The sequence below is a fragment of the Paludisphaera sp. genome (assembly GCF_037189885.1).
Classification (GTDB): domain Bacteria; phylum Planctomycetota; class Planctomycetia; order Isosphaerales; family Isosphaeraceae; genus Paludisphaera.
Genome location: NZ_JBBCIR010000022.1, coordinates 32,897 through 48,536, shown reverse-complemented (window position 1 = coordinate 48,536; position 15,640 = coordinate 32,897). Strand labels below are relative to the sequence as shown.

The 15,640-nt window shown below is 68.9% G+C and carries 3 protein-coding genes; all 3 read right to left on the bottom strand.

The genetic code is table 11. The features are described from left to right. Positions 1–14: 14 nt before the first annotated feature. The 3 genes from WG209_RS08820 to WG209_RS08810 are packed head-to-tail and all read right to left on the bottom strand — an operon-like array spanning position 15 to position 15,327. Positions 15–1,211 carry a hypothetical protein gene (locus WG209_RS08820; protein WP_337174661.1) on the bottom strand — a complete coding sequence of 399 codons (1,197 nt, stop codon included), beginning with the start codon at positions 1,209–1,211 and terminating at the stop codon, positions 15–17. Then, entirely contained in the window at positions 1,195–2,670 is a 1,476-nt protein-coding gene (locus WG209_RS08815; protein WP_337174660.1) for a hypothetical protein, read from the bottom strand. The genes WG209_RS08820 and WG209_RS08815 overlap by 17 nt, the downstream gene beginning before the upstream one ends. Positions 2,671–2,679: 9 nt before the next feature. Beyond that, entirely contained in the window at positions 2,680–15,327 is a 12,648-nt protein-coding gene (locus WG209_RS08810; RefSeq protein ID WP_337174659.1) for a hypothetical protein, read from the bottom strand. Between the last annotated feature and the right edge of the window lie 313 nt (positions 15,328–15,640).

The window sequence follows — 15,640 nt, the reverse complement described above, 5'->3', positions numbered from 1 at the left end:
AGCCAACTCCGAAGTCAAGGATGGCGGACCGTCACGCACAACCCGGGCGGGTAGTAGTCGTCGGTCCCCATGCCGCCGAGAACACCATACGACTCGAGCCGCCCCCAGCGGACCTCGTCCGGACCTGGACCTTTCTCGCTCGCCTGCTTTCCCTTTGGGTACGGGATCGGGAAGCCGGAGGCGAAGGGCCATTCGACCCCCCTCCGGTGCCTGACGGCAAAGTACGCGGAGTACACTCTGTCCGGCTGGTCGACGGCCGGCAGCCCGGGCGCGACCTCCTGCCGCTCGCGGTCCATGAACACGAACCTGCCGGCACCCTCGGGTGCGTCCTGCCAGGCGGGGTCGTACCTGTCGGGCAGGCGGAGCCGCTTGCGGGCGGTCAGGGCCTTCGCCTGCTGGTCCGGGGTGGTTCCGCCGGGCTGCGGTTGGTGCTTCTTCCGGAAGATCTCAAGGGCCCGGGCCGAGCCGTCCGCAGGGGGGGCGGCCTCGGCTACACCGCGCTCCGGGAGGGACGGGTGGGTCTGCAGGATGAGCCTTCCCGCGACTCCGCTCCCGCTCATGTCCATCCAGGCGACCGTCCGCTCGGCCAAGTCCTGTTGCCCGGCCGGCCGCCGCTTGGCCCGGACGACGAAGAAGTAGTACCCGTGCGGGATGCGGCGGGCGAACGTCATGAGCTCGTACTTGTAGTAGACCGGCCTGCTGTCTTCGGGGTCGTCGGGTGGCGGGCCGAGAATGAGGTTCCCGACCGAGAACGGCTTGACCTCGCCGAACACCTCCGCCCCGTGGAGGCCGGGAACCCGGACCAGCCCGCCATTTCCCGCTTCGACGAGGTGGACGTCGAGCTTACTGTTCCGCCGGCCCAACTCCCTCACTTCGATACCCGAGTTCCCACCGAACAGCGGGTGGTACAAGATCTGGATCCCGAAGTCGAGTTGGCGGACCTCTTCACGCAGCCCGTCCGAATCGACCGCGTCCAAATTCAATTTCTGCCCTTCGACGAGCGTTTTCCCCTTCTTTACGAACCTATCTTGGCTCGCGCTGAAATCGACCCAGACGACCGCGCTGCAGTCGAAGTAGGTCTGCTTGACCGCCTCGGAGGCGACCTGCTGCATGGAGAGGATCATCAGCAGGCTGAGGAGAATCACGCCGCCCAGCGCGCAGCAGAGCAGGTCGAGAAACGACATGCTGAAGACTTTAATTTCGCGGGGCATCGGCCGCTCCCGGGTTGGGGCAGTGGAACCGCGCTTGGGCCGGTGAGTCCTTGTCGTACCGAAGCTCGACCGACGTGGTGTCCTTTCCCATAACCTTGAACTTGAGCGGGCCGTGTGTCTGCGAGCGCACCTCGAGGCGCACCGTTACCCTGCCTTCGTTCGCCGCATCGGGTGCCGTGCCGATGAACTGGTCGGCATACGCTTCGAGGGTTTGGAAGAATGACCCGAGGGTAAGGTCGCCCTGGGCGAACGCGCCGGCGATCAGGCCCGAGTTCATGTCGGTCTGCCATGTCACCGGCTCGACGCCTGCTTCGCCCCGCTTCTTCGGTGAGCGGGACTGCTGATCCAATCTCCTCCCCACGTTCGCGTGGAGGTCCAGGGCCTCCCGGTGGAAGCGAGCCGGGTCGTCTTTAGCAGCTTTGAGCTTAAACAGCCCGGGCCAGACCACCTCGTTCAAGAGTTTCGCTAGCCTCTGGGTTTTCTTCCTAGACGGCTCGTGGCCCCACCCCACCTCCCACCCGCGTAGCCAAGCCGACACCCGCTGCCCCCCCGGGGTGTCGAACGCCACCCCCGGCGCGCCGTCGGCCGGCGCCCACCCGGCCCGTGGCCGCCCGGCGGGCCCGGGCTTCTCGTCCTCACCGGCATCGGCGATCGCCTCGAGCAAGCCGCTCGCGGCCGTCTGCTTTCCCAACAGCGCAGCGAGCGTGGCCCCTTCCACCTCCCTGTCTCTGAACTCGCGAGGCTGCACGCTCCGGGTGCCGTCCGCTGCGGCCGGGTGAACGGCGCGGACCGCCTGAAGCCGCAGCCTCAACGCCGCCGCCCAGTGCTCGTCGAGTTGGCGGCGGAGTTGCCGCTGGCGCTCGGTGTAATCGTTCGGGTAGACCACCTCGAACTCCCAGTACGCCCCGTGACGAACCTTGGCGAGCCGCTTCCGGTCGGCCTCGACTTGAGGCGTGTCGCCTGTCAGCTCAAGCAGCCTGAGGTCCAACACGGCCGACCGCCCTTTGGGGACCAGAAGGTCGATCACCGAGCGGCGGCCGGGCAGGTCGAAGCGAGCGAACAGCCCGTGGTAGCGGTCGCCGCCCACAGCGGCGGAGGGTTTCTCTTCGGTCAGCACCCGGAGGTTTACCTCCTCTTCGGTCAACGCCGGCTCGTCCCCGAAGCGTTTAAAGGTGCCGTTCTCCGCGCGCGGCGGGTAAGCGCGCAGCCGGAGCGGGTACCGCGCTTCCGGCGACCAAAACACTTGCACCGAGAGCGGGTCCGGGGGCGGCAGTTGCTCCCCCGAGGCCAGCTTCGGTACCGGCTGGTTCCCCCCGGCCGCCTGCTCCGCGTGGAGGTCGCGGGATAGGTTGGTCCGGATCAGCGCCGCGAACAGGAGCAGCATGAGCAAAATGCCGCCGAGCCCGCAGGAGAGCAGGTCGATGAACGACAGGTTCGTCACGTCGATCTCTTTCGCCATCACCCGTCCTCAAGGCTGGAACAACTCCCGCGGGTGGGTCTTCCATTCGGGACTGTCACGCCCCCCCAAGTCCAGCACCGCGCGGGCGAGCACGAGTACGAGGTCGTACTCTTCGAGTAAGTTCATGTCCTGCCGGTCTCGGACGCGGAGCGAGGTCGGGGCCTGCTCCCGCTGGTTCTGGTTGGTGATCCGCTTGATCGCCTGGTCGCCGGTCGCTTCCCATTTCAAGTCGATGTCCTTCGCCGGGCGTGGGCCGCGGTTCGAGTAGCGGACCTTGAACGCTCCGGCGGCCGCCCACCACGCCTTCTCCGCCGCTTCGCCCGAGGGGGCGGCGGCCGGAGCCACCGGTCCGACCACGTACCCGCCGGCGGTCGGCAGCGCGGCAGCCTTCTCGGCGTCGAGCCCGGTCGGGGGGCCGGCGGCGTCGGGCTTCGGGCCGGCCCAGAGAACACTGTGCCCGGGGGGCAGCCCCTTCAGATCCGCCCAGAAGGCCGCGGCGAGCGAGCCGGCCCTCGGGTCTCGGTCGGCGACCTTGAGCATGAACGCCTCAAGGCTGACCCGCCCCGCGACGGGGACGGTGCGGCAACTCTTCCCGGTCGCGGGGTGGGTGCCGCCTTCGACCACGAGCAACTGGCCGTGGTCGGGACCCGACGGGCGGGTGTAGAGGACGGTGAACCAGTCCCGCCCATCCGGGCCGTCGTCGTGTCGAGCCAGGTGGAACACGCGGCCGGTGGCCGCGGCCCCGCCAATCAGTTCATCAATCAGATCGGGCCGGTCGAGCAGCGAGGGGCTGAGGGGCGTGGGTGCCGGCGCGCCCGGTTCGAACGCCGGCACACTCCCGGCCCGGAGCGCGGAATAGATCGCGAGCGGAGCGGGGGTCCCACGGTCCGCCGGGCCGGAAAGCGCCCAGAGTGGGTACTCTTCCTCCCGCCCCGCGATCTCCGGGTACGCGGTCCGGAGATCCGCCGGCTTTTCCTCGAGCGTCTTCGCGTCAGGAACGACCCAGACGACTCCCCGGCGACGGCCCCCGCTGACCCGGGTCCGGATGTCGATCGCCTCCGGCGGCGTCCGCTGAGACTCGAGGAAGGTACGGAGCGGCTGAGGGCAGGGAACGGACAGCGGTTCTGCGGGCACGGCGCCCGGCTTCTCCAGCCCCTCCTCGACCGACAGAAGGGCTTGGTGGTCCCCCGAAAGGCACACCCATCGCCAGTCCACCTTGGCGTCCCGCCAGTCGGTGTTCCCAGCTTTCGCCGTGTCGTGAACCGGCCCGATTGCGAGCGGCCGGACCGGTCCGCGGGCGGACATGGCTCGAAGCAGGGCGACCCGGTCGGGGCGGGCGGCTAGGGCGTCGAAGTCGAACGCGCTCTTCGCAAGATGGCCCGGCGCGAGCCTCCCCTGGCCCGCCGCGAGCTTCGCGGGCCTGAGTGCGAGGAACGGCGCCGTCCCCCCGTCCTTCGCGAGCACCCAGAGCGGGTAGGTGTCGGTCGGGCCCGCGGAAGCGGTGAGCTTGTCCGTGGCGTCGTCGTCGCATTTCGCGACGATCGCCACCGCCCCGCCGGCCTGTTCGACCCTGCGGAACTGGGTCTTCGTCGGGAACTGCTTCAGCGCCGTGAGGAGCGTTTCCGGGAGCCCGACCACGTCGGTCGTCACCTTGGGGGATTTACCCTCGGCGACCCGGACGACCGCGGCCGGGTGGTCTTTCGTCGCGAGCCGCGCGAAGTACCGGCACCAAGCCGGCTCCGCCGCCTTACCCTCCCTGTACGGAAGCGGGACGAGTAGGCCCCGGTCCGGCGGCCCGACCGCCGCGAGTTGGTCCAGGACGTGGGGCCGCTTCGCCCAGTTCACCGGTCGGAGCAGTTCGTCCGCCGCGACTGCCTCCGCCGGCAGCCACGGCTGGCCGAGGGGGGCGACCTCGAGCCCGGCGGCCGAGGTAAGGACCCAGAGCGGCAGCGGGGACTCGGCCTCCCCGGCCTTGATCCGCTCCAGCGCCGTCGGCTCGTCCAGGCCCACCACAAGCCGGGTGAGCGCGTCCGCCGCTTTGAGGTCGTCGACCGGCTGGCACACGACGGTGGCGGCCCGCTGATCCAACTCGTCGGCGAACCCCTTCGAAATGCGGAACCCGACCGCCTGAACCGTCGTGCCGGCGGCCGCAGCCACCTCCCTCGCCGCGACCAGGCGGTGGGTCGTGCCGTCACTCTGGAGGAAGTACGCGGTCCAGAGTTTGCCGTCCTCGTGCAGCTGGAGCGGCTGTAACGGGGCCTTGACCTCCCGGACCAGCTCGAGGAGCCTCCGCAGGAACTCCGGCCGGGCCTTGAGCTGGTCGATATTCAGCAGACCCTTCTTGTCCGTGGTGTCCTTGAACTTTTCCCACCCGGCTTTGCTCAGCCGGAACAGGAGTGACGGTCGGGCGTCGCCCGGCGGCGTGCCCGCCGGGGCCAGCCAGAGCGGGTAGTCGATCGCCGCGGCGGCCGGCGCGAAGACTTTGGGAACGTCGTCCTTGTTCACGGTGATGATGAGGTCGACCTCCTGGCCGCCCGGCCGCGGCACGGGGTCGAAGTCGAGCCCGTTGGTGATCTTCTCGACGTTCCCCCGCAGGAACCCGGCCAGGTCGCCGGGAAGGGTGTAACGGGTGTGCATCGGCTTCTTGCCGATTTCCGGTTCGACCAGAACCTGTATCTCGGTGTAGTTGTGGTTGGCGAACATCCCCTTCCAGGCCTGGCCGATATCGGGGGTTCTGCTGAGCGGTTGGAGTTGCGGGGTGTACGAGCCCTGCTCCCGGCCGTCGGCGCGCCCCCCGCCGCCCACACTCAGCCTGTGCTCGCTCGCGAGGTTGGCGAGCTCGTAGTAGTAGAGGGGGTGGTTGGCCGCCGCCTCCGGGTTCAGGAGCCGCTCCCGGGTGTCCTTGTCGAGCTTCTCCAGATCCTTGCTGAAGATGGAAACTAAGTACCCCTTCGGGTGGAACACCCAAAACGGGTAGTCCCTGGTCCTCGGGGAGTCGAGGTACGTCCTCAGAACGTTACGCCCCGCGGTGTCGGTGAGATTGCGGTCGATCGTGACCACCACCGGGCGTCGGTCGCCCTCGCCGGGCAGCATTGTCAGGAGCGGGGTTCCGGCGTCGATCATCCTCGCGTCGATGACCTTCTCCACCCCTGTCGGGTGGCTGCCGTTGTCCCCGGTCACGCGGTACCTGCCGAGCCATCCGCTGTCGGGCGGGAGGACCTGCGTTACCAGCCAATGCTGTACCCAGCACACGTTGCTCGCCTCGCCGGGCAGCCACTGGTTCCCCTTCCCCAACTCGTCGGCGATGTAGGTGGGGAAGTTCTTCGGGAAGGCGATGAAGGTGTAGTCGGTCCCCTTGGTCACCCACCGCGGCTTGTTGTCTTTCATCTCGAACTGGTAGTTCGGGGCAGTATGGTACACGCCGCGGCGGAAGCCGCTGCCTGACAGTTCGTCGGTCCGGACGATCAGCTGGCCCCACGGGAGCAGCGTCACCCCCGGCGGGTCGGCACCGCCCGGGTTCACCTTCTTCGCTAGCGCGTCCCACCGCGCCCGCTCTCGGATGAAGGGGAACATGGCGTAGTCGTCGCGGATCCCCTGGTACTGGTGGTTCTGCCGCCAGTGATACCGCATCAAGAACGCCTGGTTGTCGGCGACCGTCTCCATCACCCAGCGGTAGCTGCCGGTGGTCCCGCCCGTCCCGGAGCCCCAGTCGTCCCCGGGCGGGTTCGGGTTGTCCTTGGTCTTGTCGGGCTCCTTGGTCGTGTTCGGCTGGTTCGGCGGCGGCAGCGGGGCGGTCGGCGGCGGACCGGGTTGCCCGCCGTCCGGGTCCTTCGGCTTGTCCCCGCCTTGCTGCTGGCCGTTCCCGCCGTCCCCGCCGTCTGTCCCGTCGCCCCCCTCCTCGCCGCCGTTGCCCCCGCCCGACCCGCCGCCGCCGGGGCCGGGGGGCGAGCCGAAGCTGATGTTGGTGTTCCCGGAGAGCAGGTACGCCAGCGCCTCGGCCCAGCGGACCGGGTTGAGGAGGTTGAGGAGTTGCTCTTCGATCATCCGCGTGTCCACCGCCCACGGGGTGGGGAACATGATCTTCACCGACACGATCGCGACGCCGGCGTGAACCTTCACCCGCCGGGCGGTCACGTCGGCCTCGATCCAGACGATCTCCAGGCTCCCGATGCAGATCGAGCTCTTCGCGAAGAGGTGGGGGTTCGACCAACCCGAGTCGATGGTGAACGCCGCCTCCACCTTCATGAAGATCAGGTTCACGTGGCCGGCGATCCGAACCTTGCCCTCGCGGAAGTCGAGCAGGATCACCGCCCGGCCGATCTCGCACCCGATGACCCGCACCATCAGGTCCCCTTCGAACCGGCGGGTGGCGCAGTACAGGCCCACGTGCCCCTTGATCTCGATGATGCGCTTTATGGCCGGCAGCGTTTGCAGGTCGACCACGACGCTTCCCTGCTCGAAGTTGACCTCTCCGGTGATGGTGCCCAGCGGGAGCATGTGGAACACGATTAGACTTCCCGCCGTCCGGATCCGCGTCGGCTTGGCGAGCGGGATGGTGAGCGAGTTGTCCATATAGATCAGGTTCTTCGTCGCCGAGGACGCGGTGATGCCGACCTTGGCCTTCATCTGGAGGTCCTTCGACCGCGTGTCGAACGACCCGCCGGGCTCGAAAATGTCGATCGCCGGCGGGACGGTGATCGTGGCCGGGATGGTGAGGGTCCACTTCGTCGGCGCCTTGAGCTTGTTGGCCGACACCTCCAAGTCAGCGAACCCGACCTCGAGGTCGGCGAAGTCCGCTCCCAGCACGTCGAGCTTGAACCGCCCGCCGGCCTTGAAGCCCACGGGAATGTCCCCGCGGAACATGAGGTCCGTCTGGTCGATGCTCAGGCCGCCGACTGCCTTGCTGAGTTCCTTCGCCGCCTCCCCGAGCAGCCCGCTCACGACTTGCCGGACCACCTCCTTCGCGCCGGCGAAGTCTACGTACGGGTTCCCGTCCTTCAGGCCGATTTTCCCCGGCACGGCGACGGCGATCGGGGACTCCAGGAGCTTGACCGTGACCGTCGCATCGACGCCGAGTCGGCCGTTAACGAAATTCACGGCGTAGCCGTTTACGGTCAGGCTCTGCCCGTCGCCGAACTTGACCTCCTGCTTGTCGATCTGGGACAGCAGCGCGTTCGCGAGGACGACGAGGGCGGCGTCCGCCCCCTTGTTAAGGGGAACCGAGACGCCCTCCACGGCCGCCCGGAACGCACCCGGGATGTCCAGCGCGGCCGAGAGGGTCATCCGGTTGTCCGCGATGTCGAGCCGCGAGATGGTCAGGAAGCTATCCACCCCGGACTTCGCAGCGAGCCAGCGTGCCAGGACGTGTCCGCGTTCTAGCCGGCACTGGTCGAGTCTCAGCTCGGGCTTGAGCTTGGTGCCCGTGAGCTGCACGCGCCGGAGGACGCACGATTGGTCTTGCGCCGCTCCGGCGGTCGCGCCGGAGAGCTTGTTCCCGCCGACGACTAGCGTCAGGTCGGCGTACGTCTCCCCTTTTGTCCCGTCCGGATACGGCTTCACCTTTACGGTAATCTTGTCGCCGAGCAGGTCGATGTCTTTGAGCTCGATCTCGGCCGTGCCGAATTCGGTCTCGGCGAACTTCCTCAACTCCTCCAGGCCCGCGTTTTTGAGGGCGTCTACGAACGGCTTCGCTGGCGTGACTTTGAGCGCGCCGGAGCGGAGGTCGAGCGACGCCTCGGCGACCGGCGTGCCGTGCGCGGAGGGGAGCGGGATCTTGCGCATCAGCGATAGCTGTGGTGAGGTGGGGCTTTTCGGGTCCTTGCCGTAATCGGGGTTGTTGATCACCAGTTGAAGCGCGACGGTCAGCCCTTGGACCACCGGCATGGTCGGCCTCACCGGCACGCCGCCCGCGCTGAGTTTCACCCAGAACGGGTCGGACTCGGCGAGCAGCCTCGCCCCGACCCGATCCGCGAGCGCCCCGAGGGCCTGATCGCCGAGCAGCTGCTTCACGTCGAGCTCGACCCGTCCGTCGGCCCCGACCGTGACCGCCCATGGGCCCGGCGGAAGCCACCCCTTGACCTCGGCCGTGCCCGACAGCACGAGCTTCCCGTCCGCCCAACGGGCACCGCCGATGCTGGCAACGAGCGGGCCCGCCTCGAACGGCGGAAGCTTCGCAACTCGTTTGGTGAGTTCGCTCGCGAGCGCCTCCTTCACCGTGTCTCCCAGAACCTTGGCAACGTCGGTGGAGACGCCGTTTAGCCGGACCACGACCTTTCCGCCCTCGTGGGTGAGCCGGACCTCGGCGACCCGTACGCTCACCTGCTCGCCGAAGAGGCTCACGGTCACCTCGAAGCCGAACGCGAGTTCCGCGGGGGACAGCCGAATCGGCTCGACGATTGTCAGGCCGACTCCGGGGAGTCCGATCTCGCGTAGCACCTTCTCGCGGACGGCGGTTTCCAGGATCTTTTTGAGCTCGTCGGGATTGTCGAGCGTGACCCGGGAGAAGTCCGGGCCGCGGGCGGTAAGGCGGAGGTTGGAGAACTTCACCGCCACCAGGCCGGTCGCGAGCGGCGCGTCCGCAGAAGCGAACAGGCCCGTAATCGACCCGGCGAGAACGACCTCCCCGCCCTTCCACTCGGGGCGCTCGAGGGTCAGCTTCAGACCCCCGACCTGGACGGCCGCGCCGTTCGGGCACACGGCCGACAGAACCTGCTTGAGGACGGCAGCCGGGTCGAGCTTCCCGGCCTTCAGCTCGACTTTGGCCGGCGTTACCGCGAGCGTGCCCAGCACGACCTCGCCGGAGTCGCCCCCCGGTTGGACGCCGAGCCTCTTCGCCAGCTTGGCCTTGTCGAGAATAAGTTCGAGCTCGACGCCCACGTCCAGCCGCTTGAGGTCTGCGACCGACACCCAGTTGTCGCCGTCCGGGGCGGGCAATCCGGTCGCCCGCCCCTGCGACCCGCCCGCCCGCCGAACTTCGACCGGGAGTACCGTGCCGACCGCGCGCAGGAACTCGTCGCCGGCGGCCGACAGAAAGGCGAGCGACGAGTCCCCGCCGGGAGCCACCACGAGGGGGGTGACGAAGGGCTTGCGGACACGCAGCCCATTGTGGTCAAGCCTGAACGCGCCCCGCGCCGGCGGGGGCAGCGGCGTGCCCTTCCGCTCGGCCTCGGCGATCTCGCTCGGGGTCGCGACGGCCTCGCCGGTGAGTAGGACCCGCAGCCCCCCGGCGAAGTCCACGGTCACGTCGAACTCGAACCCGTACTCCCCGGCGTCGAGCCGCGGCTTGAGCACGGCCGTGAGCCGCTTGTGATCGTCAACGAGCTTACCGAAGGCTACATCGTCGAGTTTCGGCCTGCCCTCGAGCTGCCGCTGCTTGTCGATCTCCTCGCGCACGGGCGGGCGCGGGGCGAAGTTTACTTCGGTTGAGCCGCTCGCGACGGACTTGAAATGGTAGAACCGGAAGCTGGTGACGCGGTGGACGACCACCCGTGCGACCGACGCGTCCCCCCAGAACATCGGCTTGCCAGCGAGGTGAGCCTGAACGGCCGACAGGTCGTAGACAAGCCCGCTCGTCGTGCCGCCCGAGCTCATGTCCGCCAGCTCGGCCATCTTTAGTCCGCGGAGTGCGTCACCGAGCCAAGCGCGGACCGCCTCGCCCGCCTGCGCCTCGGCCACACCAGCCGCGGTCACGAGCAGGAATCCGGTCGCGTCCTTCGCAAGGCCCGTCAGCCACTCGGTTGACAGTTCCAAGCCGCTCGGGGACAGCCTGTAAGGCAGGCCTGCTCCGACGGCCTTCTCGACCCGATCCGCGACCCCGCGGATCGCCTCGTCCCGCTCCGGGAAGTCCTTCGGCAGCCGCTTCTCCAGGTGTGACAGGACCGCGTCCGCGAGCCGAGACTTGTTCTGCCCGGTCAGGTACAGCTTCCCAGCCAGGCTCACCCCCCAGCTCGCGGCCTTCGGGTCGACCGTCCAACTCTCGACTGTCACGCGGACGCCGAGCGGGTGGTCGGCCGGCACTAAGGCGTCGAGCCCGGCGGCCCGGAGCCGTGCGAGAACTTCATCCGAGAGCTGCTTGTGGGCCGACGGGTGAAGGCGGACGGCGGGGGAGCCCCAACCGAGGTTCCCGTCCCGAACGCCGAGCTCAAGGCCGGTGACCTCCGCGACGAACGGCACCGGCTGACGGACCTCAAGCTCAGCGATGAACGACCGGCCGTCCGGCGGGTTCTTCGCCGGCACGAGCCGAAGCCGGAGGACGTCCCCTTCCACCGTGCCGCAGTCAACGATCGCGTTCATCGCCGCCGTGAGGACCGTGTTCAACAGCGCGGTGGCGTCGACGGACGCGGTTGGGCCAACCTGGAAGGCGATCGGTGCCGGAAACCCGGGCGGCTGAAGCGTTCCCTCGATCCCCCAGCGTCCGCTGTCCCAGCCGGCGCGGATCATCCGCAGCCCGAGCGCGGCGCGAACCGATTCCGCGTTCACTCCCACGAGGTCCAGTACTTGCTCGGGCTTGGGAAGGCGGAAGGCGAGCTCCGCAGTGGGAAGCCTGTCCGGCAAGTCGGCGACCCGTACCACCCAGCGCAATACATCGACGGCCACCTTCGAGCCCGTCCCGTTCACAGGGGCGAGTTCGGCCGTGCCCTTCAGCTCTACACGGTCGAGGCCCCGCTCCCAGTCGATCGGCCGGTGGCCCTGTTGCGGCCTCCAGGTGAGTTTGAGCCCCGCGACCTCGGTGACGACTGGCCCCGACAGGAGGTCGTCAATCTGCTTCTTGTGTTGGGCTGCCCGGTCCCGGAGCGCCGTGAAGGTCTCCGCGTTCAACCCGTCGAGCGGGCCACTGAGAGCGAGGCGGCCCTCGATGAGGCGGAGCTTGATGGTGCCGCCGGAGGGCGGGAGCGGGACCTCCGGTAGGGCAAACCCGCTATCGATCGCGTAAGAGACTTTCCACCCCGCGTCGAGTCCGTCGGGGACGAGTTTCAGCCCGGCGGGGAGTTCGAGCGCGCCGCCAACGGCGGTCCGCAACAGCGCCGGGAGCGCCGCCTTGGTGGACGCGAGCAGGTGCTTGCCCACGGCCTCAAACTCCGGCGCGGGCGCGAACGACACGCCCGACTCGGCGAGTGTGAACGACCCGAGCGTGAAGCGTTTCCCCTCGATCTCTCCGGCGGCCGTGAATACGGCACCGTCCGGTCCAAACCCTACCGGGGTCAGCGCGGTCGGCACATCTCCCGGAAGTAGGGCCGTCGGACCGGGCTGCGCGGTCGCGATGTCTCGCGGGTTAAACCACCCGGTCCCGAGCGTAACCTCGGCCGGTCCCGCCCGGGCGGGGCGAACGGGGGCCGAGAAGTTGAGCTGCACCTCCCACCTCCCATCGGCCCACCGCGCCGCCGAGGAGAGGCGGGCGTGGACAGCTGTCGGTAGCGTAGGGAGCAGCGAGCGGACGACCGGGTCGGCATCTGCACCCGTAAGTGTTACCGGCAGAAAGCCCGGGACGCCGTCGGATCCGACCCGGAGCCTCAGCGCGGCGCGGCGCGGCGCGGTCCCGACCGCGACAGTGAGCACCCGATCCGACTCCCAGGTTATGTCGCCCCCGTCGGGGAGGCCGGCGGCTTTCAGGCTCCCCCGCGCAAGCTCCTCGATCCGCGACCGCACGTCCGCAACGGCGGTGCGAACCGCGATGGCCGCATCGACCTCGGCCAGCCACCGCTCCGACACCACCCAGTCCTTGCCGTTAACCGTCCCGCCGAGCGCCCAGCGGCCTTCGGCGAGTCTCGCCTTGGCATCGAAGAGGACTGGCGGGGCACTGACCTCTTTGAGGAACTCCCACCGGACGGATAACCCGCTCTCGTTCCCCGCCTCACCCGCTGGGGCACCGGCGGGCCACTGGGCCGTGTGGAACCGGGCCGAGGTGGGTGCTGGGACGGGTTCGCGGCCGCCCCCGGCAGACTTTCGCGAGGCCGCGCCCGTAGCCAGCGCGACGAGTTGATCACGCGTCGCTTTCTGGTCGGCAGGGAAGCGGACGGCCCACAGGAACAATCGGCCGGAGTCCGCCACTGAGGACGGCGTGGGCGTTTGGTAGAGGGCGACGTAGGTGTCAACGACGACGCCGGTCCCAACCACTTCTTCGCGTACCCGACCACCGTCGGTGACCCGCACAACTGCGGCGATCTCCGCCTGCACCACGAGAGCCCTTCCCGACACCCCGGCCCCACCGGGGACCACGTCACCCGGCTTAGCCGAGGCGAGCTTGATCGTCGCCGGGATCGGGAGGAGCGCGTCGGTGCCCAGGTAGAAGGGCTCGGTCCCAATCGCCCCCGCGACGGCGAGCAGGTTGCCGTAATCGTTGACGAGATGACGCAGGGAGTCGAGCGAGCCGACCGTTGCCCCGCCTTCGTCGGCCCATCCGTCCGGGCGGAGTTGATCGGGGAACATCTCTACCAGAGCTGGCGCCACCTGACCGAGGTCCGCGTATTTCTTCCGGAGCGCGCCCAAGTAGCCCTTCCCGGACGCGGCCGTTGGGTTCGCCTCCGTCCACGCGGCGGATTGCTTCGCAAGCCGCCAGGCGAGCTCGTCCCAGAACACGTCCAGCCTGCGGGCGTCGAGGGGGTCGGCGGGAACCGCGAGTTCGGGCGGGACGTCGGTGGTCGGCGTCGGGCTCGACTCAGCCCTGCGGCGGATCGCAACGAGCTCCGGCTTGACGCCAGCGGCAATTGGGTCGGCCTCGGCGGCCGCGACCGCGCTCGCGACCGCGTCCAGCAGGGGCGGGTAGTTCGCCGCAACGTTGAACGGGTTTGTCGCGGGCGAGTCCCCGCCGGCGGCCTGCGCGTCAGTCCGGTACCACCCCTTCAGCCCCTGGATGAAGGCCCGGAACGATGCGATGTCCGGCTGCTCGGCCGGTGCGCTACGCCTGAACTCCTGCCACCAGTATTCGAGGGGGCTGCCGTCGGGGGACGGTGCCTTCGCCTGGTCCGACCGCTTCTCGATGTCGGCACGGACGCTCGCAAAGCGAGCGTGCATGGCTTCGGACGCGAGCGGTGCCATCAAGACATGGTCGTTCCTGTCGAATAGCGTGCAGTACTGGTTCGGCGAGTCGAATAGGTCGATGATCGGGAGGTCTTTCAGCTTCGCCCACGCGGCCCGACCGAGTCGGGCGAAGACGGCATGCCGGTGCCGCGCCCCGGGCTGGGCCGCCGCCTTGCCGACTTCCGCACAGAAGTTCCCCAGGGTAAAGGGTTGGCGAGACTGCATAACCGCCCGGCGAACCGTCTCCTTCGCCGCCTCGTCCTTTACGGCGCGGAGTTGGAACTTCAAAACCGTCTCGCGGTGGTCGGCGTCGTCCTCCCGGATCTTTGCGAGGAACGCGTCACGGCCCCACCCCAGGGTCTTCGACTTGTAGAGCTCGATGACCCGGTTCGCCAGGACGTGGTTCAGGATGTTCGGGTTCTCGAACTGTGAGACGGCGAGCGTGCCGAGAATCAGGTCCAGGTCGTCGGTCGCGGGGTCGGCAGCGAGGGCGGTGGCGACGTCCTTGGAGAGCGGCGGACTCTCCACCGCAGCCAACTTGGCGGCCAAGCCGGCGTCGGACACCTCAGCCTGCTCCGCCTCGAGGCGTGCGAGTTCGGCCTCGGCCCTTTCGACGCTGCGCCGCCAGCCGTCCATCCTCGCTACGGCAGTGGCGCCGGTTACGCCCCGTAGGGTCCGCACCCGCGGCCAGGTCAGCGGGGCATTCCCGTCCGGATGCACGTCTCTAAGGAACCGTTCTGCCGCGGGCCTTAGGCCCGGGGGTTCGAAGTCGCGCCGCACCCCCTCGACCTCGGCTTGAACGCGGTCGAACTGCGTCCGGTCGCCCGGCCTCGCATCCACGCCGGGAGCGGCCGCGGAGACCACGCGCTCGGCGACGGGGCGGCTGTCCGTCACGCTGACCGGTTGCTCGGGGACGATCGCTTTGAACGACTGCCGCGTTGTTGCCCCGTGGTGGTCAGTAACCGCCACCGTCACCACCACCGTCCCGCTCGCCCCCCGGCCCGGGAGAATCTCCAGCGACCGCGTGCTCCCTTCCCCGCGGACTGTGAGGCCGGCGTCCGGGACAACCGTCTGAAGCGAACTCGTGGCTGCGACCCGGAGTTCGCCCGGGGGAGTTTTGTCGTCCCCGACCTCGAAGGTGAGCGGCCCCCCGCCGCGGGTAAGGACGAACTGCTCGGGGATCGAGCGGACGGTCGGGGGAAGGTTCGGGGCCTCCGGCACGGTCGCTTTGAACGAGCGAGTTGCCCACTTGTCCCACCCGTCTACCACGGTGATCGTGATCACGGCGGTGCCGACCGCCCCGGGTGTCGGGGAGATGCGGAGCGTCCAGACCCCGCCTTCCCTGGACAGGTCCAAGCCGCCGTCCGGGATCAGGGCCGGGTTGTCGGTCGCCGCGCTGACCTTGAGCTTTCCGGGCGGCGTTGAGTCGGCTGCGACCGTGAACGTGACGGGCTTCCCGCCCTCCCCGAGAACGACGTCCGGCAGGTCGGAGATTGTCGGCGGGGAATTCCTCAGGGCGAAGTAAAGTGCGACTCCCACCGCGAGGAGAGCCACCACCACGCCGGCGAGGCGGAGCGACCGGCGGCTCGTCGCTTTCGCTCCCCGGGGCAATTCTTCGTCGAAGCGGCGGGCGTCACTCATGGTGTGCATCTCTCGCTGAGGACGAGAACTGTGCCTTCAGTCAGCGGGAGTCGCCGGGGGTACCGGATGCTCTCGCGTCCCAAAGACCGAAGCCGAGCGACCACGGAGGGCGACGCGCCCGCTGTCGTTATCTCTTCGTCGAAAAATAGTTCGGCACCGTCGGAGTCGATGCGGGCCCCGCTCAGCCGGCTAGCCCGCGAGCGTTCGAGAACCGGCCGGGCTGCTGGGCACCAACCAGGGGTGGGCCCGTGGTCCTACACGGGGAGGCGAGGTAGGTGACAGCCTACCCGGGTCGGGAGACCGGGGTGAGCCC

Bases quoted from the DNA above. Each gene is read 5' to 3' on its own strand.
- WG209_RS08820 (WP_337174661.1), bottom strand. From the start codon at position 1,211: ATGCCCCGCGAAATTAAAGTCTTCAGCATGTCGTTTCTCGACCTGCTC.
- WG209_RS08815 (WP_337174660.1), bottom strand. From the start codon at position 2,670: ATGGCGAAAGAGATCGACGTGACGAACCTGTCGTTCATCGACCTGCTC.
- WG209_RS08810 (WP_337174659.1), bottom strand. From the start codon at position 15,327: ATGAGTGACGCCCGCCGCTTCGACGAAGAATTGCCCCGGGGAGCGAAA.